Origin of the sequence: Rubrobacter calidifluminis (genome assembly GCF_028617075.1) — a bacterium.
Lineage (GTDB): Bacteria > Actinomycetota > Rubrobacteria > Rubrobacterales > Rubrobacteraceae > Rubrobacter_E > Rubrobacter_E calidifluminis.
In genome coordinates this window covers 24,560-50,570 of the sequence record NZ_JAQKGV010000007.1, presented here as the reverse complement: position 1 = coordinate 50,570, position 26,011 = coordinate 24,560, and the positions used below count along the sequence as shown (strand labels likewise).

General features: G+C 67.8%; 28 protein-coding genes. 11 read left to right on the top strand and 17 right to left on the bottom strand.

Going from position 1 to position 26,011, the window contains the following annotated elements; genetic code table 11:
• Positions 1 to 83 precede the first annotated feature (83 nt).
• From PJB24_RS07290 to PJB24_RS07270, 5 genes are all read left to right on the top strand, one after another.
• Positions 84 to 1,271 carry an NAD(P)/FAD-dependent oxidoreductase gene (locus tag PJB24_RS07290; RefSeq protein ID WP_273844287.1) on the top strand — a complete coding sequence of 396 codons (1,188 nt, stop codon included), beginning with the start codon at positions 84 to 86 and terminating at the stop codon, positions 1,269 to 1,271.
• 55 nt (positions 1,272 to 1,326) lie between these two features.
• Positions 1,327 to 2,310 (top strand): dTDP-glucose 4,6-dehydratase, encoded by a 984-nt coding sequence (rfbB, locus tag PJB24_RS07285; protein WP_273844286.1) that lies wholly within the window; start codon positions 1,327 to 1,329, stop codon positions 2,308 to 2,310.
• Between the two features lie 25 nt (positions 2,311 to 2,335).
• Positions 2,336 to 3,205, top strand: a complete 870-nt coding sequence (locus PJB24_RS07280) for an NAD-dependent epimerase/dehydratase family protein (protein WP_273844284.1) — start codon at positions 2,336 to 2,338, stop codon at positions 3,203 to 3,205.
• Complete coding sequence (locus PJB24_RS07275; RefSeq protein WP_273844282.1) at positions 3,202 to 4,182, top strand: glycosyltransferase family 4 protein; 981 nt, start codon at positions 3,202 to 3,204, stop codon at positions 4,180 to 4,182. Before PJB24_RS07280 ends, PJB24_RS07275 begins: the two co-directional genes overlap by 4 nt.
• A 73-nt stretch (positions 4,183 to 4,255) precedes the next feature.
• Entirely contained in the window at positions 4,256 to 6,187 is a 1,932-nt protein-coding gene (locus PJB24_RS07270; protein ID WP_273844280.1) for a nucleoside-diphosphate sugar epimerase/dehydratase, read from the top strand.
• On the opposite strand, the gene PJB24_RS07265 is transcribed toward PJB24_RS07270, so the two are convergent.
• From PJB24_RS07265 to ygfZ, 10 genes are all read right to left on the bottom strand, one after another.
• Entirely contained in the window at positions 6,184 to 6,408 is a 225-nt protein-coding gene (locus PJB24_RS07265; RefSeq protein ID WP_273844278.1) for a hypothetical protein, read from the bottom strand. The genes PJB24_RS07270 and PJB24_RS07265 overlap by 4 nt on opposite strands.
• Before the next feature lie 33 nt (positions 6,409 to 6,441).
• Positions 6,442 to 6,798, bottom strand: coding sequence for a molybdopterin-dependent oxidoreductase (locus tag PJB24_RS07260; RefSeq protein ID WP_273844276.1), 357 nt, complete (start codon positions 6,796 to 6,798; stop codon positions 6,442 to 6,444).
• On the bottom strand, positions 6,795 to 7,208 hold the full coding sequence (sufU, locus tag PJB24_RS07255; protein WP_273844274.1) for a Fe-S cluster assembly sulfur transfer protein SufU: 414 nt from the start codon (positions 7,206 to 7,208) through the stop codon (positions 6,795 to 6,797). The genes PJB24_RS07260 and sufU overlap by 4 nt, the downstream gene beginning before the upstream one ends.
• A gap of 1 nt (position 7,209) precedes the next feature.
• A complete protein-coding gene (locus PJB24_RS07250; protein ID WP_273844272.1) occupies positions 7,210 to 8,439 on the bottom strand; it encodes a cysteine desulfurase in 1,230 nt (409 codons plus the stop codon).
• Positions 8,440 to 8,441: 2 nt separating this feature from the next.
• Positions 8,442 to 8,798: a non-heme iron oxygenase ferredoxin subunit gene (locus PJB24_RS07245; protein WP_273844270.1), complete on the bottom strand. Its 357-nt coding sequence runs from the start codon at positions 8,796 to 8,798 to the stop codon at positions 8,442 to 8,444.
• Between the two features lies 1 nt (position 8,799).
• Complete coding sequence (sufD, locus tag PJB24_RS07240) at positions 8,800 to 10,167, bottom strand: Fe-S cluster assembly protein SufD (RefSeq protein WP_273844267.1); 1,368 nt, start codon at positions 10,165 to 10,167, stop codon at positions 8,800 to 8,802.
• Between the two features lie 119 nt (positions 10,168 to 10,286).
• Complete coding sequence (gene sufB, locus PJB24_RS07235; RefSeq protein ID WP_273844264.1) at positions 10,287 to 11,699, bottom strand: Fe-S cluster assembly protein SufB; 1,413 nt, start codon at positions 11,697 to 11,699, stop codon at positions 10,287 to 10,289.
• Between the two features lie 12 nt (positions 11,700 to 11,711).
• Positions 11,712 to 12,464 (bottom strand): Fe-S cluster assembly ATPase SufC, encoded by a 753-nt coding sequence (gene sufC, locus PJB24_RS07230; RefSeq protein WP_273844262.1) that lies wholly within the window; start codon positions 12,462 to 12,464, stop codon positions 11,712 to 11,714.
• Positions 12,465 to 12,716: 252 nt separating this feature from the next.
• On the bottom strand, positions 12,717 to 13,370 hold the full coding sequence (locus tag PJB24_RS07225) for a transmembrane-type terpene cyclase (RefSeq protein WP_273844260.1): 654 nt from the start codon (positions 13,368 to 13,370) through the stop codon (positions 12,717 to 12,719).
• 53 nt (positions 13,371 to 13,423) lie between these two features.
• Complete coding sequence (gene ygfZ / locus PJB24_RS07220) at positions 13,424 to 14,395, bottom strand: CAF17-like 4Fe-4S cluster assembly/insertion protein YgfZ (RefSeq protein WP_273844259.1); 972 nt, start codon at positions 14,393 to 14,395, stop codon at positions 13,424 to 13,426.
• Between the two features lie 46 nt (positions 14,396 to 14,441).
• Here ygfZ and PJB24_RS07215 point away from each other — a divergent pair, with 46 nt between their 5' ends.
• Positions 14,442 to 15,086, top strand: coding sequence for an HAD family hydrolase (locus PJB24_RS07215; protein ID WP_273844258.1), 645 nt, complete (start codon positions 14,442 to 14,444; stop codon positions 15,084 to 15,086).
• Here PJB24_RS07215 and larC read toward each other — a convergent pair.
• The 3 genes from larC to PJB24_RS07200 are packed head-to-tail and all read right to left on the bottom strand — an operon-like array spanning position 15,041 to position 17,052.
• Complete coding sequence (larC, locus tag PJB24_RS07210; RefSeq protein WP_273844499.1) at positions 15,041 to 16,243, bottom strand: nickel pincer cofactor biosynthesis protein LarC; 1,203 nt, start codon at positions 16,241 to 16,243, stop codon at positions 15,041 to 15,043. The genes PJB24_RS07215 and larC overlap by 46 nt on opposite strands.
• A gap of 6 nt (positions 16,244 to 16,249) precedes the next feature.
• Positions 16,250 to 16,612, bottom strand: coding sequence for a DUF3618 domain-containing protein (locus PJB24_RS07205; RefSeq protein ID WP_273844254.1), 363 nt, complete (start codon positions 16,610 to 16,612; stop codon positions 16,250 to 16,252).
• Entirely contained in the window at positions 16,609 to 17,052 is a 444-nt protein-coding gene (locus PJB24_RS07200) for a phage holin family protein (protein ID WP_273844251.1), read from the bottom strand. Before PJB24_RS07200 ends, PJB24_RS07205 begins: the two co-directional genes overlap by 4 nt.
• A 240-nt stretch (positions 17,053 to 17,292) precedes the next feature.
• Here PJB24_RS07200 and yqeC point away from each other — a divergent pair, with 240 nt between their 5' ends.
• The 3 genes from yqeC to PJB24_RS07185 all read left to right on the top strand — a co-directional run bounded on the left by yqeC (position 17,293) and on the right by PJB24_RS07185 (position 19,745).
• Positions 17,293 to 18,039, top strand: a complete 747-nt coding sequence (gene yqeC / locus PJB24_RS07195; protein WP_273844249.1) for a selenium cofactor biosynthesis protein YqeC — start codon at positions 17,293 to 17,295, stop codon at positions 18,037 to 18,039.
• Positions 18,040 to 18,133: 94 nt separating this feature from the next.
• Positions 18,134 to 18,520: a GntR family transcriptional regulator gene (locus PJB24_RS07190; RefSeq protein WP_273844247.1), complete on the top strand. Its 387-nt coding sequence runs from the start codon at positions 18,134 to 18,136 to the stop codon at positions 18,518 to 18,520.
• A gap of 19 nt (positions 18,521 to 18,539) precedes the next feature.
• Positions 18,540 to 19,745: a M20 metallopeptidase family protein gene (locus PJB24_RS07185; protein WP_273844246.1), complete on the top strand. Its 1,206-nt coding sequence runs from the start codon at positions 18,540 to 18,542 to the stop codon at positions 19,743 to 19,745.
• Here the strand turns inward: PJB24_RS07185 and PJB24_RS07180 are convergent.
• Positions 19,718 to 20,299 (bottom strand): YIP1 family protein, encoded by a 582-nt coding sequence (locus PJB24_RS07180; RefSeq protein WP_273844243.1) that lies wholly within the window; start codon positions 20,297 to 20,299, stop codon positions 19,718 to 19,720. The genes PJB24_RS07185 and PJB24_RS07180 overlap by 28 nt on opposite strands.
• Positions 20,300 to 20,312: 13 nt before the next feature.
• On the bottom strand, positions 20,313 to 20,675 hold the full coding sequence (locus PJB24_RS07175) for a phosphomannose isomerase type II C-terminal cupin domain (RefSeq protein WP_273844240.1): 363 nt from the start codon (positions 20,673 to 20,675) through the stop codon (positions 20,313 to 20,315).
• A gap of 115 nt (positions 20,676 to 20,790) precedes the next feature.
• Between PJB24_RS07175 and PJB24_RS07170 the strand changes: the two genes are divergently transcribed.
• A complete protein-coding gene (locus PJB24_RS07170; protein WP_273844239.1) occupies positions 20,791 to 21,942 on the top strand; it encodes a hypothetical protein in 1,152 nt (383 codons plus the stop codon).
• Positions 21,943 to 22,012: 70 nt separating this feature from the next.
• A complete protein-coding gene (locus PJB24_RS07165; RefSeq protein ID WP_273844237.1) occupies positions 22,013 to 24,076 on the top strand; it encodes a putative bifunctional diguanylate cyclase/phosphodiesterase in 2,064 nt (687 codons plus the stop codon).
• On the opposite strand, the gene PJB24_RS07160 is transcribed toward PJB24_RS07165, so the two are convergent.
• Together PJB24_RS07160 and PJB24_RS07155 are read right to left on the bottom strand one after the other, a co-directional pair.
• A complete protein-coding gene (locus PJB24_RS07160; RefSeq protein ID WP_273844236.1) occupies positions 24,073 to 24,606 on the bottom strand; it encodes a cob(I)yrinic acid a,c-diamide adenosyltransferase in 534 nt (177 codons plus the stop codon). The two genes, PJB24_RS07165 and PJB24_RS07160, sit on opposite strands and share 4 nt — an antisense overlap.
• Complete coding sequence (locus PJB24_RS07155) at positions 24,606 to 25,922, bottom strand: MFS transporter (protein ID WP_273844234.1); 1,317 nt, start codon at positions 25,920 to 25,922, stop codon at positions 24,606 to 24,608. The genes PJB24_RS07160 and PJB24_RS07155 overlap by 1 nt, the downstream gene beginning before the upstream one ends.
• Between the last annotated feature and the right edge of the window lie 89 nt (positions 25,923 to 26,011).

Sequence of the window (26,011 nt, the reverse complement as noted above, 5' to 3'; positions counted from 1 at the left end):
AGCGGACTGCGATACCATTTCGGATGGCGTGGCCTTCTTCGGGAGGAGGCCGGCGAACGTGGCGAGAGGAGGTCGTCGAGAAGGTGGCGCACTACGATTACCTGGTGATAGGGGGCGGGATGACCGCCGACGCGGCCGTACGCGGCATCCGGCAGCTGGACGAGGGTGGCACCATAGGGATATTCTGCGGGGAGGACGTACCCCCCTACGACAGGCCCCCGCTCTCGAAGGGGCTCTGGCAGGGTGACCCGGTCGATGGCATCTGGCGTGACACGCAGGATATCGGGGGGGTAGAGCTGCACCTCGGGGTGCGGGCGCGGGCGCTGGACCTGCAGGGCCGGCGCGTCACCGACGAGCGGGGTCAGGAGCACACCTTCGGGAAGCTGCTTCTGGCGACGGGGGGGACGCCGCGCCGGCTGCCCTCCGGCGGGGACGAGGGCGTGATCTACTTCCGCACCTTCGCGGACTACGAGAGGCTGCGCGACCTGGCGGAGCGGGGAGAGCGCTTCGTGGTCATAGGCGGGGGGTTCATCGGCTCGGAGATCGCGGCGGCGCTCGCGATGAACGACCGTCGGGTGACGATGGTCTTCCCGGAGGACGGGATCGGGGCACGCACCTTCCCGTCCGAGCTCTCCGGCTTCCTCAACGACTACTACCGGGAGAAGGGCGTCGAGGTGCTCGCCGGGCAGACGGTCGAGGGCATCGGAGATCGCGGCGGCAGGAAGGTGGTGCGTACCTCGGAGGGCAGGGAGATCGAGGCCGATGGCGTCGTCGCCGGGCTCGGGATACGCCCCGAGACCTCCCTGGCCGAGGCGGCCGGGCTCGAGGTGGACGACGGCATCATCGTCGACGAGCACCTGCTCACCGGCGCGCCCGACGTCTACGCGGCGGGTGACGTCGCCCGCTTCTACAACCCCGCGCTCGGGAGCCGGCTGCGGGTCGAGCACGAGGACAACGCCAACACGATGGGCCAGCAGGCCGGCCGGAACATGGCCGGGGCCGGAGAGCCCTACCACCACCTGCCCTTCTTCTACTCGGACCTCTTCGAGCTGGGCTACGAGGCCGTCGGCGAGCTCGACTCCACCCTCGAGACCGTCTCCGACTGGAAGGAACCCGGCCGCGAGGGGGTCGTCTACTACCTGCGTGACGGACGGGTGCGGGGGGTGCTGCTCTGGAACGTCTGGGATCAGGTCGAGAACGCCCGTGCCCTCATCGCCGAGAAGGGGCCCTTCTCCGCGGATGACCTCAGGGGGCGGCTGCCGGAGGGGTGATCTTGAGCGACCTGCCGCCGGGTGGTTAAATGCCCCCGTGTCGGCAGATGTCTCCATGAGGCGGGTCCTCGTCACCGGCGGTTGCGGCTTCATCGGGTGCAACTTCCTGCGCCTGATGGTCCGCGAGCGTCCCGAGACCGAGTGGGTGAACCTCGACGCCCTCACCTACGCGGGCTGGCTCGAGAACACCGAAGACTTCGCGGACGCGCCGAACTACCGCTTCGTGCACGGCAGCATAGAGGACGCGCAGCTCGTCGAGGCGCTCTTCTCCGGGGGCTTCGACGCGGTGGTGAACTTCGCCGCCGAGAGCCACGTCGACCGCAGCATCGCCGGACCGCGCGTCTTCGTCGAGACGAACGTGCTCGGTACCCAGAACCTGCTCGAGGCGGCCCGCCGGCACGGTGTTTCGCGCTTCCTGCAGATCTCGACGGACGAGGTCTACGGCTCACTCGGCCCCGACGACCCGCCTTTCACCGAAGAGACCCCGCTGCGTCCCAACTCCCCGTACGCGGCCTCGAAGGCTTCGGCGGATCTGCTGTGCCGCGCCTACCACAAGACCTACGGGATGGACGTGCTCATAACCCGCTGCTCGAACAACTACGGTCCCTACCAGTACCCGGAGAAGCTCATCCCCTCCTTCATCCGCCACGCGCTCAGGGACGAGCCGGTCCCCCTCTACGGCGACGGGATGAACGTCCGCGACTGGCTGCACGTCGAGGACCACTGCCGGGCGGTGGCGCTCGTCCTGGAGAGGGGCAGGCCGGGGCGGGTGTACAACGTCGGCGGGGGCAACGAGCACACCAACCTGGAGATAACCAGGATCGTCCTCGACGCCCTGGGCAAACCTCACGACCTGATCTCCTTCGTCACCGATCGTCCCGGGCACGACCGCCGCTACGCGACCGATTCCTCCCTCCTGCGGCGGGAACTCGGCTGGAGGCAGGAGCACCCCTTCGAGCGCGGCATCCGCGAGACGGTCGCCTGGTACGTGGAGAACGCCGCGTGGGCCGAGAAGGTCTCCGCGGGCCTGGCCGGCTGATGTCGTCCCCTCCGGGATGAGGGTCGTGCTCACAGGCGCGACGAGCCTTCCCGGGCTCGCCCTGCTCGAGGCGCTCTTGCGCTCGGGGCACGACGTACGCTGCGTGGTGCGACCGGAGAGCCCGAATGCGGGCCGCCTCGCCGGGCACGACGTGGAGATCCTCCGGGCCGACGTACGCGACCCCGGTGCGCTCTCCCGCGCGTTCGCCGGGGTGGAGGCCGTCGCTCACGTGGCGGGCGTGGAGTACGCTCCCGCAGTCGTGGAGGCGGTGCGCCGCGCCGGGGTGGAGCGGCTGCTCGCGGTGAGCAGCACGAGCGCCCACTCCGCCTACCCCTCACGCTCGCGTCCCAAGCGGGAGGGCGAGAGGGTGGTGCGGGAGAGCGACCTCGCCTGGACGATCGTGCGTCCGACGATGGTCTACGGCACCGAGCTGGACAGGAACATGCACCTTCTCTTGCGATTCCTCGACCGGTCGCCCGTCTTCCTCGTCTTCGGGGATGGGGAGAACCTCTGGCAGCCGGTCTACCACGAGGACCTCGCGCGGGGCATGCTCGCCGCGCTGGAGCGGGACGCCGCCGTGGGGAGGACCTACGACCTGCCCGGAAGGCGTCCGCTCGCCTACCGGGACCTCGTGCTCGCGGCGGCCCGGGCGCTGGGCAGGAAGGTTCATCTCGTGCATCTCCCGCTCGAGCCCGCCCGCCGGGCACTCGCCCTCGCCGAGAGGGTGGGGCTCCCGTTGCCGGTAAAATCCGAGCAGGTGATGCGCCTCAGGGAGGACAAGGCCTACCCGTACGAAGCCGCGAGACGGGACCTCGGCTACGCGCCGCGCACCTTCGAGGAGGGGATAGCGCTCGAGGCGGAGCGGCTGCGCGAGGTCGGGCTGGTGCGCCGGTGAGGGAGACGGTCTCCTTCGGGCTCGCCTTCCTCGTCGCGCTCGCGGCCGTGCCGCTCCTGGTGCGCTACGCGCTCGGGCGCAACCTGCTCGACGTACCCAACGACCGCAGCTCGCACGAGGTTCCGACCCCCCGGCTCGGCGGCCCCGCGATAATCGTCGCGACCTGGGTCGGGTTCGCCGCCGCGCGCCCCTCGGACGTCTGGCCGCTTTTGGTGGCGGCCACCCTGATCGGGGTGGTCGGGCTCGCCGACGACCTGCGGGGGCTGCACTTCGGGACGAAGGCGCTCGCCCAGCTCCTGGCCGCCGCCGGGCTCCTCCTCTACGACCCACCGCAGCTCTTGGCCCGCGCCGACGGGCTCCTGGCCGCCGCGGTCTTCGTCGTCGGGGTGCTCTGGGTCTCGGCCCTCTCCAACGCCTTCAACTTCATGGATGGTATAGACGGCATCACCGGCGGGGTGGCCATCTCGAGCGCCTTCTTCCTGCACGCCCTCTCCGGCGGCGCGGGAGCCTTCCTCCCCGCCCTCGCGGGGGCCGCCGCGGGCTTCCTCGTCTGGAACGTGAGCCCGGCCTCCACCTTCTGCGGCGACGCGGGCAGCTACTTCCTGGGGTTCGCGCTCGCCGCCGTCACCCTCTACGCCCCCGTGCCGGGTGACGTATGGTCCCCCATCGGGTCGGTGGCCTGCGCGCTCGTCTTCACCCCCTACCTCTTCGACACCGCCTACACGCTCCTCCGCAGGCTCCTGGCCGGGAAGAACGTCTTCTCCGCCCACCGGGAGCACGTCTACCAGCGCATAACCCCCTCGACCGCGCTGCACCGCCGCACGAGCAACCTCTACTACGGCGCGAGCGTGCTCTCCGGCTTCGCCGCCCTCCTGTTCGCCCGGGGTGGAGGGACCGCCGTCGCCGGGATCGCCCTCGCCGCCGCCGTCTGCTGCGCGCTCGCCGCGTTGCCCTCGCTGAAGGTTTTCTCCTCCTAGCGGTGTATGATCGAAGGGTGGGAGGTGTTCTCTCTGGACCTGCGTCCTCAACAAACTGTAAAATAACGCAATGATGCTTAAAGAGAGGGGGACGGAGCTACTCGGGAGGGCGCAGCAGCGGCTGCGCCAATCGCCGCCGACGCTCAGGCGCGGGGCGGCGATGCTGGTGGATGCGGCGATCGTGCTCGAGTCGCTCGTCGTGGGGCTTCTTTTCAGGTTCGACGGCCAGGTGAGGGACACCTGGTGGGAGGCTTTCTGGCCTTTTGCGCTCTTCGGGGCGGTGGTCTTCGTGCTGCTGCTCTGGGAGAGCGGGGTCTACCAGAGCATATTGCGCTACACCGGGATCTACCAGGGAGTACAGGTGGCGAGCGCGACGGCGATCGCGGCCGGGGTCATGCTCATCGCCGACTACGCGATAGGCGAGCTGATCCTGCCTTACCGGCCGGTCCCGCTCTCGGTGGTCCTGGTGGGGGCGGTCCTGGCGTACGTGCAGCTCGTCGCGGTCAGGCTGTATCCCAGGGTCTTCTACGAGCTTTCTTTGAGGGAGATCGGACGCAGGACGCGCACGGTGATCGTGGGGGCCGAGGAGGCCGGGGTGGCGCTCGCCTCGCACATCTGGCGCACGCCGGCGATGAACGCGCAGGTGGTCGGGTTCATCAGCGAGTCGGGGGAGGACGTGGGGCGGCACATCGAGGGGGTTCCGGTGCTCGGCGGCCCCGGCGACGTGGAGGAGGTCATATCCCGGCACGGCGTCGACCAGGTGATCATCGCCGTGCCGCGGGCGAGCCGGGAGTGGATGGATTCGATCTGGCGCAGCTGCGTGAGGGCCGGGGTCGAGGTGAAGGTCATGCCAGAGCTCGACGAGGTGCTCTCGCACGGCACGATAAGGCTCAGGGAGCTGCAGATAGAGGATCTGCTCGGGCGCGAGCCTGTGGACATAGACCTCGACGCGCTCTCGGGGTACATAAACGGACGGCGGGTTCTGGTGACCGGGGCGAGCGGTTCGATCGGGCGGGAGCTCTCCCGCCAGATCTCGCGGCTCGGGCCGGCGAAGCTCATCCTCTTCGACCGCGACGAGAGCGGGCTCTACTACCTGAGCGAGGAGCTCTCGCGCGAGGACTTCTCCGAGGCCGAGCTCTTCGTCGGGGACGTCACGCTCCCCGACCGGGTGGGCCACGCCTTCGAGCGCTTCCGGCCCGAGCTCGTCTTCCACGCCGCTGCGTACAAGCACGTTCCGATGATGGAGCTGCAGGCGACCGAGGCCATCGTCAACAACGTCTACGGCACGATAAACGTCGCCCGGGCCGCCGGGGAGTACGGGGCCGAGAAGTTCGTCAACGTCTCGACCGACAAGGCCGTCAACCCGGCGAACGTGATGGGGGCGACCAAGCGCCTGGCGGAGATCATCGTGCGGGCGTTCTCCGAGGAGTACCCGGAGACGGTCTACGCCTCGGTGCGCTTCGGGAACGTCCTCGGGAGCCGGGGGTCGGTGGTGCCGACCTTCCGCCGGCAGATAGAGGCCGGGGGCCCCGTCACCGTCACCCATCCCGAGATGACCCGCTACTTCATGACCATCCCGGAGGCGGTCTCCCTGATCCTGCAGGCCGGGGCGATGGCCGACTCCTACGGCACCTACCTGCTCGAGATGGGCGAGCCGGTCAGGATAGTCGACCTGGCGCGCAAGATGATCGAGGTAATGGGCGCTGCGGGCGTGGAGATCCGCTACACCGGCCTGAGGCCGGGGGAGAAGATCCGGGAGGAACTCTCCGGGATCGACGAGCGCCGCGAACCCACGGACCACCCGATGGTCTTCAGGCTCTCATCGGAGGTGGTTCCCGAGGAGGACCCGCTCGCGCTCGCGGAGGAGATGGTCTTCTACGCCCGCGCCCAGGATGACCGCAGGGCGCTCGAGATCCTGCGCCGGCTGGTCCCCAACTACTCCACCGCGCGAGGATCGGAGCCTTCGCGGCAGGACACGGACAGCTGGTGGAGGGACGGCTCCTAGCCCTTCCTACGGGGAGCGGCGGAGCGTCCCTTGAAGCCCAGGTAGGTCAGGTAGATCCCTATGACCACCCCTATCACGACGAGCGTGAAGTGGACGGCCGGCGCGACCATCGTCCCGTCCCTGAGCTGCTGGTAGAAGGTTATCGCCCGGGTACCCCAGACGAAGAGGGTGTAGAGTCCGATAACGAGCAGAATGTTCGCGGTACGACGTGAGAGCATCATAGTACGGGAGATTTTAGCAGCAGCGACCGCTCTCTACCGTTCCCCGCCGGAGATGCGCCCGAGCGCGATCTCCTTCGCCGTCTCCCTCGGGGTCTCCGCGAGCAGCTCGACGCGCTCCAGGTTCTTGACGCTCCGGTAGCAGGGGCCGCCGAGGACGACCAGCCGCCACGGGCCGCCGCGCTCGGGCGTGATCTCTTCTGCGTTGTGCCGGGTCGCGACCATCGCCCGTTCGCCGGCCTCCTCGCGCCCGACGACGGCGGAGAACCCGCCCGAGCTCACCCGGATGTACCCGCCCTCTATCTCTGGACCGGCGAGCGAGAGCACGTCCTCCCGCTCGCCCAGTATCCCCGGTCGTTCGACCAGACCACCGATCAAGATGCCCCGCGTCATGTCTTCCCGAGCCCCCGCTCGAAGGCGTCCCAGGCGAGCGTGGCGCAGCGGACGCGGGAGGGGTACTGGATCACGCCCTTGAGGGCGTAGAGCTCCTCGCCTTCGGGAAACTCCTCCTCACCGGTCATCATCCGCTTGAAGCGCTTTATCTCCTGCTCTGCCTCCTCCCGGCTCTTGCCTTTGAGCCGCTCGGTCATCATCGAGGCCGAGGCCTGCGAGATCGAACACCCCCGCCCGGTGAACCTGACATCGGCGAGCCTGTCCTCCTCGAAGGTGGCGTAGACGGTCACCTCGTCGCCGCAGAGTGGGTTCAGCAGGTGCTCGGTGAGCCCGGCACCTTCCAGCTCGCCCCGATTGCGGGGGCGCCTGTAGTGGTCCATGATGATCTGGCCGTAGAGGTCGCGCATCATCTCAGGCGAACGCTCCGAAGAACTCGCGGGCCTTCTTCACCGCGCCGACGAACCTTTGTACCTCATCCTCCGTGTTGTAGAGGTAGAAGCTCGCCCGCGCGGTCGCCACGACGCCGAGGCGGCGCATGAGCGGCTGGCAGCAGTGGTGGCCGCTCCTTATCGCGATGCCTTCCTGGTCCAGAAGCTGCGCCAGGTCGTGCGGGTGCACGTCGGGCAGGCTGAACGCGAGGACCCCGGTGCGCTCCTCCCCGGGGCCGTAGATGACGGCGTCTTCGACCTCCGCGGAGAGCAGCTCGCAGGCGTAGCGCCCGAGCCTGCTCTCGTGCTCTCTTATCTCATCCATGCCGAGCTCCCGCAGATAGTCTACCGCTTTGCCGAGCCCCACGGCCTGCGCGATGTTCATCGTCCCGGCCTCGAACTTGTACGGGATGTCGTTCCAGGTGGAGTGGTCAAGGTGCACCTCCCGGATCATCTCCCCGCCGCCCAGGAAGGGGTCCATCTCCTCGAGCAGCCCGGGACGGCTCCACAGGAACCCCACCCCCGTGGGACCGAGCATCTTGTGCCCGCTCGCGGCGAAGAAGTCGCAGCCGAGCTCTTCCACGTCCACCGGCAGGTGCGGCGCGCTCTGCGCCCCGTCGACGAGCAGGAGCGCTCCGTGTGCGTGGGCCATCCGCGCCAGGCGCTCGACGGGGTTGACGGTCGCGAGCACGTTCGAGGCGTGGGCGCAGCAGACGAGGCGGGTGCGCTCCCCGATGATGCGCTCTGCCTCCTCCATGTCGAGCGTTCCGTCCTCGCGTATCGGGATGAAGCGCAGACGGGCTCCGGTCGCCCCCGCGGCGAGCTGCCAGGGCACGAGGTTCGAGTGGTGCTCGGCCTCGGTCAGGACTACCTCGTCGCCCTCGCGCAGGAACTTCCTCGCCCAGCCGTGGGCGACCAGGTTTATCGCCTCGGTCGTCCCGCGGGTGAAGACCAGCCCGCGTGCATCCGGCGCCCCGATGAAGCGGGCGACCTTCTCCCTCGCGCCCTCGTAGAGCGAGGTCGCCTCCTCCGCGAGGCGGTGCACACCGCGCTTGACGTTGGCGTTGTGGTGGGTGTAGTACTCCTCCAGCGCCGCGAGAACCTGGCGGGGTTTCTGGGAGGTCGCCGCGTTGTCCAGGTAGGCGAGGGGGTGGCCGTTTACCTCGCGCGAGAGGATCGGGAAGTCCGAGCGGACCTTCTCCACGTCGTACACTTCTACCTCCTGCGGCGGCGCCTCCCGCCGACCTTCACCCGCTCGGGGTTGAGCGCGACGTAGACGAAGCCGTCCTCGATCTTCACCTCGTGCTTGGGGACGGGCTTGACGGCGGGGAGGCTCTTCGCCTCCCCGGTCCGGACGTCGAAGACGGCGCCGTGCAGCGGGCACTTGATGCGGCCGCCCTCAAGCAGCTCGCCCTCGCTCAGGTGGGCGTACTGGTGGGTGCAGATGTCCTCGAAGGCGTGAAACTCGCCTTCGATGTTGCACAGGGCGACGGGCCTCTCCGCGACGGTGTAGCGCCGGATCTGGCCGGGCCCTATCTCTCCTGCGGCCGCCAGCTTGTGGAACTCCGCCATCCTAGGCCACACGCTCCCCGGCGCTGAGCCCGATCTTCTCCTCGATCACCCGGTCGAGCTTCTCCCGGACGCCCTCAAGCGGGATACGGCTCGTCACCTCGCCGAAGAACCCGAAGACGACCAGCTTCTCCGCCTCCACGCGCGGGACGCCGCGGCTCATCATGTAGAAGAGCTCCTCCTCGTCGACCTGCCCCGTCGTCGAGCCGTGCGAGCACTTGACGTCGTCGGCCTGTATCTCGAGCTTGGGCAGCGAGATCGCCATCGCGTCCTCGGTGCCCAGGATCAGGTTGCGGTTGGTCTGGTAGGCGTCGGTCTTCTGTGCCCCGGGCTCGACCCGGATCAGGCCGGAGAAGACCGTGAGCGCCTCATCCCGCGCCGCGCCCTTGTACAGCAGGTCGGAGTGGGCGTCGTGGGCGAGGTGGTCCTGCAGGGTGTGGTGGTCTATGACCTGGTTGGAGTCGGCGAAGTAGAGCCCGAGCATCTCCGAGTCGCTCCCCGGGGCGGCCAGGCCTGCCTCGACGTTGGTGCGCGAGAGGTCGGCCCCGAAGGAGACGACCAGGCTGTTGAGCGTGGCGTCGCGTCCGGTCTCCCCGCGGATGGTGTTGAAGTGCACCACGTTGCGCCCCCAGTTCTGCAGCGAGACGTAGCGCAGGCTGGCCCCCTCGCCGACGTAGAGCTCGACCGCACCGTTGGAGAGGGCGAACTCGTCGTCCTCTCCGCCGGAGGAGGCGTACTCGTCGATGTAGGTGACGACGGCGCCCTCCTCGACGATGACCAGCGTGCGCGGCATGATCGATCCGGTCACGTCCAGCCAGCGGTAGCTCTGGATCGGGACCTCTATCTCGACGCCGCGCGGCACGTACAGGAACGATCCCCCGGAGAACAGCGCCGCCGAGAGCGAGGCGAACTTGTCGTAGTCGGCCGGGACGAGCCCGAAGAGCTTCTCCTCGAGCAGCTCCCCGTGCTCCCTGAGGGCGGTGTGCAGGTCGGTGAAGACGACGCCCTTCGCCGTGAGCTCCTCGTCAACCCGGCTCAGGGTGGTCTCGGAGTTGTGCTGCACGAGAAGGGCCGAGTTCTCTTCGCCCTCCCGGATCATGGTCTGTACGGCGTCGGGCAGATCCCCCTCGCGCTCCACGTCCGGGCTCGCGGCGTAGGGGACGAACGAGTTCAGGTCTATGTCCGAGACGTCGGTGTAGCGCCACTCCTCGTCGCGCAGCGTCGGCATCGGCGTCTTCTCGAAGAGGTGCCACGCCGCGAGCCGCTTCTCCGCCAGCCAGCGCGGCTCGTCCTTGTACGCCGAGAGCGCCTTCACCACCTCGACGCTCAGGCCCCTGCTCTTCAGAACCTCCGGCACGCCGTTCTCGCTCATCTTCCACCTCTCTCTGCGTTTGATACTTACGCCCGTCTCTCTCAGGAAACGGGGCGGACCCCCGGAGGGAGCCCGCCCCGAAAGCACGTTCTCTGCCGGACCGCGAGCCTCCCGGCCTCCTACCCGACCGAACCTTCCATCTCCAGCTGGATCAGACGGTTCAGCTCGATCGCGTACTCGAGCGGGAGCTCCTTGGCGATCGGCTCGATGAAGCCGTTGACGACCATCGCCATCGCCTCGTCCTCGGAGAGCCCGCGGCTCATCAGGTAGAAGAGCTGGTCCTCGCCGACCTTCGAGACCGAGGCCTCGTGCTCGGTCGTTACCTTCTTCTCCTCGATCTCGATGTACGGGTAGGTGTCGGTGCGGGCCTGCTCGTCGAGCAACAAGGCGTCGCACTCGACCCGGCTCTTGGAGTTGACCGCCCCGGGGTGTACCTTCAGGAGCCCCCGGTAGCTGGCCCTGCCCGTGCCCTTCGAGATCGACTTGGAGGTTATGCGGCTCGAGGTGTTCGGCGCGACGTGCACGACCTTGCCGCCGGTGTCCTGGTGCTGGCCGTCCCCGGCGTAGGCGACCGAGAGGATCTCGCCGCGCGCCCCTTCGCCCATCAGGTAGACCGCCGGGTACTTCATCGTGGTCTTCGAGCCCAGGTTGCCGTCGACCCACTCGATGGTCGCGTTCTCGTAGGCCACCCCGCGCTTGGTCACCAAGTTGTAGGTGTTGTGCGACCAGTTCTGGATCGTCGAGTAGCGGATGCGCGCGCCCGGCTTGGCGATGAGCTCGACCACCGCCGAGTGCAGCGAGTTGGTCGTGTAGGTCGGGGCGGTGCACCCCTCGATGTAGTGGACGTAGGAGCCCTCGTCCGCGATTATGAGCGTCCGCTCGAACTGGCCCATGTTCTGGGCGTTGATCCGGAAGTACGCCTGCAGCGGGATGTCCACGTGCACGCCCTTGGGCACGTAGACGAACGACCCGCCGCTCCAGACCGCGCTGTTTAACGAGGCGAACTTGTTGTCGTCGGGCGGGATGACCGTCCCGAAGTACTCGCGCACGATGTCTTCGTGCTCGCGGAGGCCGCCGTCCATGTCCAGGAAGATGACCCCCTGCTCCTCGAGCTCCTTCCTGAGCGAGTGGTAGACGACCTCAGATTCGTACTGCGCCCCGACACCGGCGAGCGACTCGCGCTCGGCCTGCGGGATGCCGAGCTTCTCAAAGGTGTTCTTTATCGTCTCGGGGACCTCATCCCACGAGCGCCCCTGGTTCTCGACCGGCTTTATGTAGTAGTAGATGTCGTCGAAGTCGAGGTCGGAGAGGTCCGCACCCCACGTGGGCAGCGGCTTCTCCAGGAACGACTCGAGCGCCTTGAGGCGAAACTCGAGCATCCACTGTGGCTCGCCCTTGTGCTTGGAGATCATCGCCACGACCTCGGGGTCTATCCCCTTGCGCGGGGTCTTGAAGAAGTACTCCTCCGGGTCGCGGAACCCGTACTTGTACTCGTCGAGACCGAGTTCGGTGATGCTCTTCTCTTCAGGCATCTTTCTCCTCCTTCAGCTCTGGGCCCCGGCGCCGAACTCCTGCCGGACCCAGTCGTAGCCCTTCTGCTCCAGCTCCTCGGCGAGCTCTTTGCCGCCGGAGGTGGCGATCCTGCCGTCGAGTATGACGTGCACGTAGTCGGGCTCGATGTAACGCAGGATCCTCTGGTAGTGCGTGATCACGATCGCCGAGAAGTCGGGGCCGCGCATGCTGTTGACCCCGTCGGCCACGACCTGCAGCGCGTCTATGTCGAGCCCGGAGTCAGTCTCGTCCAGGATGGCGAGCTTTGGCTCGAGCATGAGCATCTGCAGGATCTCGTTGCGCTTCTTCTCCCCGCCGGAGAAGCCCTCGTTGAGATACCTCTCGGCGAAGCTCGGGTCCATCTTCATGATCTTCATCTTCTCCTGCAGGAGCCGGTACATCTCCATCGGGGAGAGCTCCTGCTCCCTGACCGAATTGACCGCCGTGCGCAGGAAGTTCGCTACGGAGACTCCCGGTACCTCGCTCGGATACTGGAACGCCAGAAACATCCCCAGCTTCGCCCGCTCGTCGGGCTCGAGCTCGAGCACGTCGTGCCCGTCGAAGGTCACAGACCCCTCGGTGACCTCGTAGCGGGGGTGCCCCATCAGAACGCTCGCCAGCGTGCTCTTGCCCCCACCGTTCGGGCCCATTATGGCGTGGATCTCCCCGAGCCCTACCTCCAGATCGACGCCCTTGAGGATCTCCTTGCCTTCTATCCCGGCGTGCAGGTTCTCTATCTTTAGCATCTAACCCCCGCTGTGCTTTGACAAGCTTGCTACTCCAGGGCTATTTAATCACAGCACCACCCGACCAACAACAAGGCGTGACCTGTATCAAGAATATTTCCTGAAAGACCCTGAAAAGCGCTCTGCAAAGGGATTTTCGGGCGGCTCATGCTTCTTCACAGACTTACCGGGAACGATTGTCGTTAACGTGAGGGCGGCCGGAAGTTTGTAACAGAGACTGGCTTCTGGCGGGGTTTTATCGGTAATGGTTCTCTATATGCTGGTGCTGGCGGGAGGTCTTTTGTCCCGTGCTGTGGGGCGCATCCTGGTCGCGGCGAGGACCAGGAGGGTGTAGAGGAGGTCGAGGGCGAAGATGGCGAGGTAGAGGGAGGTGAGGAGGGGGGAGCCGCTGTAGTCGGTGGAGTAGAAGTAGAAGGCGAAGGAGGCCGCGGCCGTACCGAAGAGCTTGCAGAGGGCTATCGAAAGTGACTGTCCGCGCAGTGAGCGTCGGTTGTAGAGCATGGCGATGAACAGGGCGGACATCATGAGGTTCTGGCCGAAGGCCGAGTAGGCGCCGTCGTAATCTCCGAAGGTACGGCTCATGAGGATGATGGTGGGGAGGGCGATGGCGACCATCAGGGCGAAGGTGGCGTAGAAGAGGGGCCGGGAGAGGTCGGGGAACTCGCGGGGTCCGAAGCCGAGCGTCTGCAGCACGATGAGCAGGTCCAGGAAGAACCAGACCACGTTGACGGGGTGTTGGATCGAGTGCGGGGGGTAGATGAAGGAGAAGACGAACTCCCAGGAGATGTTCGCGCTGAGTGCTGCGAGCGGCATCCCGTAGGTGCGGTCCAGGTATCCCTGGCGCAGGATGAGCAGGTAGGCGAGCGTCCACAGCGCTCCCGAGAGGAGCATCACCCCGTAGAACATGCGGGTATTTTAGGCAAACGCGCCCCGCAGGTGAAGGGGCGCTGCACTTCTCTCTACCGGGCCTTCTCGGCCGGATCGCCCGGGTGAAGCACCGCGGACGAGGCGTACAGGGGTTCGCCTTTCGGCTCCGCCCTGCGCGAGAGGTATCCGAGGGCGAAGACCCTGCCGCCCACCGGCAGCGGCGCGACGCTCGTCACCCGGCCGACCTCTTCGCCGCGCTGGGTGATGGGGGCGCCGGTCTGCGGCGCCTTCCCCTCTACCTCGAAGCGGTGCAGCGTCCTGTTCGGGTGTCCCCGGTAGTGCATCCGGGAGACTGTCTCCTGGCCCGGGTAGCAGCCCTTCTCGAAGCTGACCGCCCGCTGCAGGAACGTGGGGCACTCACCGGGGAAGTTCTCCGGGGTGAGGTCCACGCCGAAGCGGGGGATGCCGGCGGAGATGCGGGCAGTCTCGTAGGCTCGTTCGTCCGCCACGACGGCCCCACGGTCCTCGAGGGTCCGGCGCACCCGCGCGAGTGCGCTGCGGGCGCCGATCAGGTCGTAGCCGGGCACCGGGAGCTCCACCCGGATGGCGATGAGCGCCGGCTCCAGCGGGCGGCCCTCGTGCTCGGCCATCTCAGGGAGCCCGAGCAGGTCGCGGGAGCCCGGCCCGTAGAGGCCGAGGACCGACCAGCGCTCCCCGCCGGCGGAGAGGTCTTCGAGCCTCACGCGGGAGAACGGGGCGTAGCGCCCCAGGATCTCACGCGCCGCGCCACCCCCCGCGCTGCCTGTGACGACCAGCACCCCGCCCTCGCATCTGACGGCCCGCAGGTCCGTCTGGATACGGCCCTTGGGGTTGAGAAGCGCCGCGTAGACCCCCCCATTCTCCTCTGTGGGGAGGTTGCGCGTCAGGACGGCGTCAAGCATCCCGACCGGGTCGCGTCCGGAGAGGCGCAGCACCGTCCAGCCCCCGAGGTCCACGATCGCCGCTTTCTCGAAGAGGGCTTGGTGGCCGCTATCTTTTGCGTCCGGGGTTCTCGCTCTCTCCATGGGGGTATTCTATGCCATCGAAGCCCAGCGACCACGAGGAGAGCCGATGGTGACGAGGAACGTCGTTCTGGACGTCGACGGGACGCTCATGGACACGAATTATCTGCACGTCGAGGCCTGGGCCCGGGCCTTCGAGGAGGTCGGGATGAGGATCCCGCGGGCCGCCGTACACAAACAGATAGGGCGCGGATCGGACCAGCTCATCGCCCGCTTCACACGAGACGAGGAGGTGGCAGGGAGGGTCAACGAGCTGCACAGCGAACTCTACGCCGGGTTCCAGGAGTTCGGCTACCCCCTTCCCGGGGCGTCCGAGATGATCCAAACCCTCTCGGAGCGGGGCTACCAGGTATGGTTCGTCACCAGCGCGAAGCCCGAGGAGCTCGAGCATCACCTGCGGGCGCTCGACGCCGGGGATCATCTCTCCGGCGTCGTCTCATCCGGCGACGTCGAGCAGTCCAAGCCGGCCCCGGACATCTTCGAGCTCGCCCTCGAGCGGGCCGGAGCCTCCCCGGAGGAGACCGTCGCGGTGGGGGACTCGGTGTGGGACGTCGAGGCCGCCGGGGCGGCGGGGATCCGGACGTTCGCCGTGCTTACCGGCGGCGCTTTCAGCGAGGCGGAGCTGCGCGAGGCGGGCGCCGCGGGGGTCTACCGCGACTGCGAGGCTCTGCTCGCGTCCAGCTTCCCCGGGTAGCGGGTGCAGGCCTCCCGCGCGTCGGCGTACACGCGCGCCAGAGGGAGCCCGGCCTCCCTGGAGAGCCTCTCGACGTCTTCGTGCTCGGGTGAGGCGATGAAATCCTCCCCGTCGATGCTCCCGACCTTCACCCGACAGCTCCCGTAGGGGAGGGTCACGCTCACGGTACGCCGCTCGGCGACGGTGCGGGAGACGGGATGGTGCCGGACGCCCAGAGTACCCGTCTCGCGCATCGCGAGCCGCGCCAGCTTCTCGACGTCCGCGCCTCCGGCGAGGGCGCACAGCTTGTACGCCCCGCGCCCCTTCTTCATCACGATCGGTTCAAGCCAGGCGTCGAGCGCCCCGGCCTCCAGCAGCCTCCCGACGACGGAGCCGAGGATCTCCCCCGAAGCGTCGTCGACGTTGGCCTCGAGCAGTTCTATGTCCCCGGCGGGGCCTTCGAGCTGGCCGACCACCGCGCGCAGCAGGTTCGGCACCTCCTCGAAGCGGGCGCTCCCGGCGCCGTAGCCGCAGGAGGAGAGCGTCATCGGCGGGGCGGCACCGGTGAAGCGTCCGCCGGTCAGCGAGACCATGAGCGCGGCCCCGGTCGGGGTGGTCATCTCGTGGGGAACCTCCTCCCACCTGATCCTCGCCCCGCGCAGTACTTCGAGCGTGGCCGGCCCGGGGGCGGGGAGCGGGCCGTGGGCGCTGCGGGTGACGCCGCCCCCGAGGGGGAGCGGGGCGCAGCTCACCGAATCTGCCCCGAGCAGCTCCAGCGCCAGGCAGACCCCGACGATGTCCGCGATCGAATCCGCCGCCCCCACTTCGTGGAAGGTGACCTCCTCGGGAGGGTTGCCGTGTACCTCGCCCTCGGCCTCGGCGAGCCTTGTGAAGGCGTCCATCGCCCGACCGACGGCGCGGTCGGGGAGCCCAGAGCCCTCGACCATGCGCCGGATGTCGCGCAGGGTACGGTGGGCGTGCTCGGGAGGAGCGTGAAAGTAGAGGTGCAGCGCCCGCACCCCGCTTATCTGCACCTCTTCGAGATGCAGATCGAGCTCGAGACCGAGGGCCTCGAGGCCGGCCGAGACCTCCTCAGCGGGAGCTCCTGCCTGGATGAGGGCCGCGAGCGACATGTCGCCCGCGACCCCGCCGAAGGGCTGGAAGTGTACGTGGCTCAGAGAGCCTTACCTCGCTCCGTTCGACCGCCGGGCCGCGCTCGCCATCAACACCACCACGGCGACCAGGATCGCAGCCGGGACCGGGTCGCTGCGCACCGCGTCGGTGAGTATCGAGGGGTCGCGCTTCTCGCCCGCCTCGCGCGCCGCGAGCAGCTGGCCCCGCGCCGAGGCGATCGTCCTCTCCGCCCGCTGGCGCAGCTCTTTCTGCAACCGGCCGAGCAGCTTCCGCGCCCGCTGGCGGGCGTTCTCCTTGACCCGCTCGCCGACGACCTTCGGGTCCACGTGCTTGCGCAGGTCCACGAGATCCCGGGTCATGCGGCTCCGGATCTCGAACATCTCCCTCTCTATGCGTTCAGGTATCTCGCTCACCTTTTGAGCTGCCCCTTCACCCAGTCGATGTTCTGACGCAGCGCCCGTATGGACCGGCGCGGCACCGGGTCGACCTTGCGCAGCGATGCCGCACCCGCCCCGGCCAGTATCGCGCCGAGCACGAGCAGTATAACAGAGACTATAAGGAACGATAGCCACAAGGGGAGGGCGAGCGAGATCGCGTAGACCACGGTGAAGCAGATGAAGATCGTGAACAGGAGCATGAAGGCCGCCCCGGTGAGCAACAGCCCTATGCTCAGCCCCGCGCGCCGGCCGCTCGGGGCCAGCTCGGCCTTCGTGAGCTCCATCTGCTTGCTGACCAGCTCCTGCAACTGGGGTCGCAGGGCCTCTATTATCTCCTTTATGCTCCGGTCCGAAGGCGGTGGACCTTCCTCCACCTCCCGGGTGACAGCTGCCACCCGCTCGCTCTGATCCGTCAACGGTTCTCCTTTCTCCGCCTGCATCTCGACACGAACCGTAACGTAAATATAACTTCCGTAATGTTTCTCTGCCCGGCCGATTCGCGTGCGCGATACGCTTAGTTATCAACATAGCATAAAGGCGTTATCGAAACACGTGATGTAATATGAACATGGGCATACAAGAGTACTGGATCGAGAGGACTGGATTTCGGCTGCGGGTGTGGCCCACTGGTGGTTGCTCTCGTAGAGGAGGAGAGGTTGAAGCTGCTTGAGGCCTTGGGGATAAGGAGCGGAGACGTGGTCGCGTTCGCCGGGGCGGGGGGCAAGTCCGGTGCGATCATCGGCGTCTGCGGAGAGGCTGCCGGCGAGGGGTTCAGAGTCCTCGTGGTGCCGACTACCAAGATGTTTCTGGAGGAGGCTTCGAGGATAGGGCCCGTTCTGACCTCGGAGAACCTGAGCGAGCTCCGGGGGAGGATTGAGGAGTCCTTCGGCGTGGCGCGGGCCGTCGTGGCGGGCAGCGCGCTGCTCTCGAAGGAGCGGGTGGGGGGGGTGGAGCCGGCGTGGGTGGACGCGCTGGTTCCGCTCGCCGACATCGTGCTGGTCGAGGCGGATGGTGCCAGGCGGCGCCTGATCAAGGGCACGGCGGAGCACGAGCCGGTCATCCCGGCTTCCGCGACCCTGGTCGTGGCCGTGGGCAACGTCGAGGCGCTCGGCAAGCCGGTCGACGAGCGCTACGTCCACCGGCCGGAGGTCTTCTCCGAGCTCACCGGGGTCGGCGCCGGGCACACCATAACCGCCTCCGCCTTCGCCCGGGCGCTGGCACAGGGTTCACTCGGGAAGGTCCCCGGGGGATGTCGGAAGGCAGTGCTCATCACCGGGGTGCGCCCCGGGCTCGTGATGTCCGACGCTTCCCTCATCGCGCGCGAGCTGTGGGGGATGGGCGTCGAGAACGTGGTCCTGAGCTCCCTGCCACGCGATGAGCCCGTCCAGGTCTGGACCCTCTGAAGCTCCCGCGCCCGGGGGCGCTTGAAGTCTCCGCCGCCCCCCGCTATGTTGTATCAGGTGTATACGACATTGAGCGTGGGCTGGGGGTAAAGACTTGATCCTGCCGGAGGTCGACCACGGGAGTGGCATCCCGATCTACCTTCAGATCGTCGGTTACATCAGGCATGCGCTGGAGGTCGGGAGCCTGGAAGCCGGGCAGCGGCTACCCACCGTGCGCGCCCTGGCGCGGCGACTCGGGGTGGCTCCGAACACCGTCGTCAGGGCCTACGGAGAGCTGCAGCGGGAAGGGCTCATAGAGAGCCGTCCCGGGGTGGGGACGGTGGTGGCGGGTGATCCCGGCTCCGGAGACAGGAAGCGCCGGGTGCAGGAGATCTACCGGCGGGTGGAAGAGATCGTGCGCGACGCGGCGGGGCTCGGGATCACGGAAGACGAGCTCTGGGAGTGTTTCGAGGCGGAGTTCGAGCGGTTGCGCCGCAGGTAGAAGACGAAAGGGGGCTTGTGTGGACGCGACCCGCGGCTTCGGAGGGCTTGCGGAGAAGATAGCCGGGCGGTTCGGGGAGGAGATCACGGCCCTGCGCCGCGACATACACCGCGAGCCGGAGCTCGGCTTCGAGACAGAGCGGACTGCGCAGAAGGTGCTCTCGGCGCTCGAGGGGCTCCCGCTCAGGGTGGAGAGCGGTGTGGCCGAGAACGGGGTCGTCGCGACGCTCGAGGGCAACGGGGGAGGCCCGGTCGTCGTCCTGCGGGCGGACATGGACGCGCTCCCCATACGGGAGGAGACCGGGTTCCCGTTCGCCTCCGAGTTCGACGGGAAGATGCACGCCTGCGGGCACGACGCCCACACGGCGATGCTCTTCGGGGCAGCGCGGGCCCTGTGCGAGGACGGGTTGCGCCGGCACCTCGAGGGGGACGTCAGGTTCGTCTTCCAGCCGGCCGAGGAAGGTGGCGGTGGGGGCAGGGTCATGGTGGAGGAGGGGGTGCTCGAGGGCGTCTCAGCGGCGTTCGCGCTGCACCTGTGGCCCGGGTTACCACTCGGGTGTGCCTCGACCAGGCCTGGTCCGATAATGGCCGCCGCCGACGCCTTCGAGCTTTTCGTGGAGGGGAAGGGCGCCCACGGCGCGATGCCGCATCTCGGGACCGACGCCGTCCTCATCGCCTCGCAGATCGTCACCCTGTTGCAGAGTCTCGTCGCGCGCGAGGTCGACCCGACGGAACCCGCGGTGGTGACCGTGGGGCAGCTGGAAGCCGGTACCGCCTTCAACATCATCCCCGAGACCGCGCGTGTGAGCGGGACGGTGCGCACGCTCGACGAGGAGCTGCGCCGGGTCATGCCGCAGCGTATAGAGGAGCTCGCCCGCGGTGTTGCCCGCGGTATGAGGGGGGATGCGCGGCTCGACTACGAGTTCTCCTACCCGGTGACGCGCAACGACCCCGAGGCCGCCCGGCTGGCCCTCGACGTCGCCGGGAAGGTGCTCGGCGAGGGACGGGCGGTGGAGGCCGCGCGGCCCTCGATGGGGGCCGAGGACTTCGCGTTCATGCTCGAGGCCGTCCCCGGGGCGTACATCTGGCTCGGGGTCGGAGACGTCTCCGGGCTCCACACCCCAACCTTCTCCTTCGACGAGAGCGTGATGCCCGTGGGCTCCGCTCTGCTCGCGGCGCTCGCGCTCGAGGCGTCCTCTCAGAGAGGGCTTCCGGGGAGCGGGTAGGAGACCAGGGGCGCGCCGAGCAGCGCCAGCAGGACCATCAGGGCGATCAGGGGGATGAGCGTCGCCGGTGCGGCCCGCCTCCATCCGACTCCGAGTGTCTCCCGCACGGCGAGGGTCGCGACGTATGCGCCGTATGGGACGGCGAGCACCGGACCGTACGGTACCCAGAGGATAACACCTGGGCCCGTCGAGTAGCACAGGGCGCGAAACAACGGGCCCATGCGGCGGGCCGAAGGGGTGCCGTCGAGTACGAACAGGACCAGCGCAGCGAAGGCGGCCACGAGCAGCGGCCCGAGCACCGCGGAGACCGCGAGCCCGAGCAGCGGGGCATAGAGGAGTGAGTACTCGAAACCGCCGGCTAGGATGGACCTTAGGAATGTGCCGAGCAGCAGGTTCAGATAGAGCACGGCGGCCGCGAAGAGCGCGGGTCGCACGATGCCGCCCCCGGGGTCGAGCCTGCGAAAGAAACGTCTCGGGGCGAGCCACACCTCCCTGAGGGCATACCAGAACCCTTCCGGAGAGGACGGGTACGGCGCTCCGTAACCCGGGGACACGGTGTCTGGTCGGTCAGGGTCCTACCCGGCCGTAGACGTCCTCGAGCCTGACGATGTCCTCCTCGTCGAAGACGCCGAAGGAGATCTCGAGGATCCTGACCGGGGAATCACCGACGCAGGCCAGGCGATGGATCGTGCCGCGCGGTATGAAGAGCTTCTCCTCGGGGTCGGGGTAGAGCGTCTTGTCGCCGAGCTCCACTTTCGCCCCTTGGTCGAGTATCACCCACAGCTCGTCCCGCCGGTCGTGGTACTGGCGGGAGAGTATTCCACCGGGGGCCACCGTGATGATCTTGACGGTGCACGGGAGGTTGTGGGTGTACTGCTCGAACCTGCCCCACGGTTTGTCTACTTTTATGGATTTCGGTCTCTGGTCCAAGGTTACATCTCCTCTCGCGGGCTATTAGTGTAGACCATATGGGGGGCCTTGGAAATGGCGCCGGGAAACCTCTAGCATGCGAGCCCTGGCCTGCAGGCGGAAAGAGCGAGGAAGCTTGGGTGGGAGAAGACGCCGGAGGATGGGCTACGGGCAGAGGAGGCGCGCCGGGGCTCTGCTCGCCGGGATGGTGGTCGTCTTGTTCGCGGCCGTGTTCATCGGGGTTCGCCCCCCCTCCACCGGCTCACCCCCTATCGGGGGTGGAACCAAAACTCCTGGGGACCACCAGGCCCGGAAGAGCGCTCCCCGGAAGGAGCCCTACGAGGCTATCTCCCCACCCGGGGGTGCCGCGCTACCCTCGAACGACCAGCTCGCGAGGAAGGTCTTGAGGATGGAGAGCGTGCCGCTCACCTGGCGAACCTCCGGGGACGGCGGTCACGTGATGGAGCGCAGCGTACCCCTCGGGCGTACGCTGCATGCCGGGGCCAGGGATACCTCCGGAGGTCCGCTCGAGAGCCACCGGCTCGTGATGTACTACGGCAGCCCCCTCTCGGACCAGATGGGCATCCTGGGCGAGTACCACCCGAAGGAGATGATGCGGCGTCTGAAGGCGCAGGCCAGAGCGTATTCGAAGGCCGACCCCCGGCATCCCGCCATCCCGGTCGTGGAGCTCATATCCTCCGTGGCTCAACGCGATCCCGGTCCTGGAGGGCTCTACGTCTCGCGCCTCGACCCGAAGGTGATACGCCGCTACGCCACCCTGGCGAAGGAGAACCACGCCCTCCTGATGCTCGACGTGCAGCCCGGGCGCGACTCGGTGATGGACGAGGTCAAGGCGCTCGCGCCGTTTTTGAAGCTCCCCTACGTTGAGCTCGCGATAGACACCGAGTACCACGTGGAGCCGGGTGAGGTGCCCGGGCGGGACCTCGGGAGCGTCGACGGCTCCGAGATCGAGCAGGCCGTGCGCTACGTGGACCACCTCGTCCGCAGGAACGACCTCCCGGCCAAGGTGGTGCTCGTGCACCAGTTCCAGAGCGGGGTGGTGAGGAACGTCGGGCTCGTAAGGCCCACCCGCCACGTCGAGGTAGTCCTCAACGCGGATGGGTTCGGGGTGCCCAGGGACAAGCTCGCCAAGTACCGGATGCTCGTCCGGAACCGCCCGGTTCAGTACGGGGGCTTTAAGCTCTTCTACCGGCAGGACAGGCCGCTCTTCTCTCCCACAGAGGTGGTCAGGATGGATCCTGCCCCGGCGGTCGTCGACTACCAGTGATATTGCCTGGTTTCGGATGTCGCGCGGGCGTTAGCTAAACCCATTCCCTATTCCAGCCGATAACAGTCATGTGGCGAGCGGGGGACGGCAGGAAGGAGAAAGATACCGCGCGATCTTCGAGCGGCTCGCGGATGTCGCCCTGGTGGTCGAGCCGGAGAGCGGGAGGATCCTGGCTGCCAACGCCCGGGCCCGCGAGCTCTACGGCATCTCCGGAGCCGGGGCCGGAATCTCACAGATCTCTGGACAGCCGTCGGTCGAGCGGGGCCAGCTGCTGCGTGCCCTGAGAGGGCCAGTCTGGTACGAGACCGCGCACCGTGGGGCTGGAGGAGGTGAGGTCGCTGTCCGTGTCAGCGCGGGGCCGGTGGACTGGGATGGCGCCCGCTCGGTGGTCTGCACCGTGCGTGAGGACTCCGGGTGCGGGATCGATGCCGCGTTGCAGGGTGTGGTGCGGGAGGTGGGGGTGGGCCGGCGTGCACTGTCCCGGGCCATACCCGGCGTGGTCTTCTACGTGGACGACGCCGAGGGCCTCGAGCCCCTGCCGTACATGAGCCCCTGCGTCGAGGGGCTGCTCGGGTTCTCTCCGGAGGAGTGGCTGGCCGACGGGAACCTCTTCCTCAAGATCCTGCACCCCGAGGACCGCGAGCGGGTCCTGACCACCGCGGTGCGCGCCCGGATGGCCCGGGAGCCGCTCGAGATGGAGTACCGGATGATCTCGCGCGACGGGCGCGTGATCTGGGTGCGCGACGCCAGCGCGCCGGTCGAGGAGGAGGGGCGGGTGCGCTGGTGGGGTGTCATGATCGACATCACCGGCCTCAAGCTGGCCGGGGAGGGTGAGCGGGGGGAGGCACTCCACGACGACCTGACGGGTCTTCTGCGCAGGGAGCTTTTGCTCGAGCTGATCTCGCGGGCGTTGGCCCGCTGCCCGGAGGATGGCGCACTCCCTGCCGTGCTCTACCTGGACCTCGATGGGTTCAGGCTTGCCAGGGATGCACTGGGGGAGGAGGGGGCCAGGGAGCTGATCCGGGCTACGGGGCGCAGGATCTCCTCTTCGCTGCGCGACCGGGATAGCGCGGCTCGGACCGGGGATGACGAGTTCGCCGTGCTGCTCGAGGGGGTGCGCGACGCCGCCGGTGCTGCCCGCTTCACCCGGGAACTCGAACGAAAGCTCCGGCGTCCCCTCGAGATAGGCGGCACCGACGTCCTCGTGAGCGCCAGCATCGGCATCTCGCTCGGGAGGACGGGTGCCGCACCCGAGGAGCTGCTGCTCGAGGCCGAGACCGCGGCCTCCAGGATCAGGGACCGGGGCGGGGCCGGGTGTGGTTTCTTCGAGATGGAGGAGGAGGTGCGAGCCTTCGGGCAACTGAGGCTGGAGGCGGATCTGCGCCGGGCGCTCGAGTGTGGTGGGGTGGAGCTCCTGTTCAGGCCGAGGGTGAGCCTGCGGGGCGGGACACCGCGCTTGATCGGCGCCGAGGCCCTCCCGAGCTGGGAGCATCCGGAGCGGGGCAGGATCCCTCCGGCGGAGCTTTTCGAGATCGCCGGGGAGACCGGCCTGGAGGAACAGCTGAGGAGGATGGTACTGCGGGAGGCGTGCCACCGGGCGCTGGCCTGGTCGGAGGCGGTTGCCGGGGATGCGATCTCCGTCGGCGTCGCCCTCTCGGAGCGCATGGTGCCCGCCCTCGTCGGCCTCCTCGCCCGTCTCCTGCCAGAGGGTGGCACCGACCCGCGGGCGCTGGTGTTGCAGATCTCCGAGGGTGCCCTGATGGGTGCCCCGGAAGGTATGGAGCGTTCGCTGGATCATCTCAAGCGCCTCGGCGTGAGGCTGGAGCTGTGCGACTTCGGAGCCTTTGGGGTATCGATCTCGCATCTGTGTAGATTGCCGGTGGATTCGGTGAAGATCCACCGCTCGCTGCTCGCGGGACTCGGTTCGGACCCGGCCTCCCGGGTAGCGGTTGGCTCGGCGGTAACGCTCGCCCGGTCTCTCGGATTCGAGCCGGTCGCCGATGGGGTCGAGCGTGACGCCCAGGTCGAGACGCTGCTGGAGCTCGGTTGCACCACGATGCAGGGGAGCCGTTTCGCCGGGCTGCTGCCCGGGTGGCGTCTGGACGATCTGCTCTCCGCGCGCGGAGGGTGCTAGGCCTCCTTCGAGAGCCGGCTCCCGCCGTCGGCGTTGCGCGCGACGACGAAGAGCAGATCCGAGGTTCTGTTGACAACCCGCAGAGCCTGCGGGTGGGTCCCGGCGTAGCCGGCGGCGACGAGGCTCCGCTCCGCCCGGCGCACCACCGAGCGGGCAACGTCTATTAGCGCGCCGAGCCGGCTCTCCCCTGGCACGACGAACTCGCGCGGGATCTCCGTCCGCTCCCTCCAGCGCGCGAGGGCTTCCTCTACCGCCTCCAGGTCTCTCTCTCCCACCGAGTTCTCCTCGTTCGGCATGGCGACGTCGCCCATGATGCGGTAGAGGAGCCGCTGCAGGGAGAGCAGCAGCCCCCCGAGTTCTCCCTCCCCGGCCTCGGCGCGGGCGAGCCCGAGAAAGGAGCTCGCTTCGTCTATGTCCCCGAGCACCCTTATGCGCGGATCGTCCTTGCGCAGGCGCCCCGCCCCGAGCAGGGTCGTCGTTCCGTCGTCTCCTCTGCCGGTCGAGACCGGTGGGTTGTCCTTCTCGCCCATCAAGCTCTCCTTCGCGTCTTCTGCGTGCCGGCGGCCGGGCCGGTCGTGTGTGAGCGCGTACCCCGGACGAGCAGCATCAACAGGGCGGCGGCCAGGAGCGCCGCAGCCATGAAGATGAACGCCACCCCGGAGCCGAAGTTTCCGTTGAGCCAGCCCACCACGTAGGCGCCCACGAACCCGCCCAGCGCACCGAAGCTGTTCACGAGCGCTATCGCCGCTCCGGAGACGTTGCGAGGCAGCATCTCCGGTATGAAAGCGAAGTACGGCCCGTAGGGAGCGTACATCACCGCCCCCGCTATGACCAGCAGCACGAACGAGAGCCAGAAGTGTCCCGGTCCTATCCTGTAGGAGAGGTAGAAGGCAATGGTCCCGACGAGAAGGAACGGCCATACGAACGCCCGGCGCCTCGAGGAACGGTCCGAGAAATGCGAGACGACGATCATCGCCACCACGGCGAAGGCGTAGGGGATGGCAGAGAGCGCGCCCGTGGAGCCGATGCCATGATGGGAGGCAGCCTTTATGATCGTCGGGAGCCAGAAGACGAAGCCGTAGACCCCGATGCTCCACAGCAGGTACTGGATCGAGAGGATGATCACGTTTCTCGAGCCGAGCGCCTCGCGGTAGCTCTCCACCGGCGGTATCTCCCGCTGCTCGGCGGCGAGGGCGTCCTCTATGGCCTCCTTCTCCTCCTGGTCCAGCCAGCGCGCGTCCTTCGGATGGTCGGCCGTCAGCCTCCAGAATGCGAACGCCCACAGAACGGCGGGGAGCCCCTCTATGATGAACATCCAGCGCCAGTTCGTCGCGGCGATCAGGTAGCCGGAGACCGCGGACATCCACATCACGGTCACCGGGTTGCCCAGGATGAGGAAGGAGTTGGCGCGGGCCCGCTCGCGGCTGGTGAACCAGTGGGCGAGGAAGATGAGCATCGCCGGCAGGATGGCCGCCTCGACCACCCCGAGCAGGAAGCGGTCTACGAAGAACAGCCAGAGCCAGGGGATGACCCCCTGGGCCGCGGCGAAGATGCCCCACAGAACCAGACACCAGGTGATCAGACGCTTCACGCTCCGGTTCTCGGCGTAGTGGGCGGCCGGGATCTGGAAGAGGAAGTATCCCAGGAAGAAAAGCGCCCCGAGGAGCGCGTCCGCGCCAGGGGTTATCCCGAGATCTCGCGAGAGTCCGCCGGCGGTCCCGATGGAATAGTTCGAGCGGTCCAGATAGGCAAGGCTGTAGGTGACGAAGGAAATCGGAACTATTATCTTCCAGCGCTGGCTGGAGAGTGCAGAGCCGGGATTCAGCCCGGAAGATGCGTCGGACATGGACCCTCCCTTCCTCCTTCCAAACCCGTAATCTAGCATCGTCGAAGGCCCGCCGCGTGCCATCCTGCACCCCGGCGGGTTAGAATCAC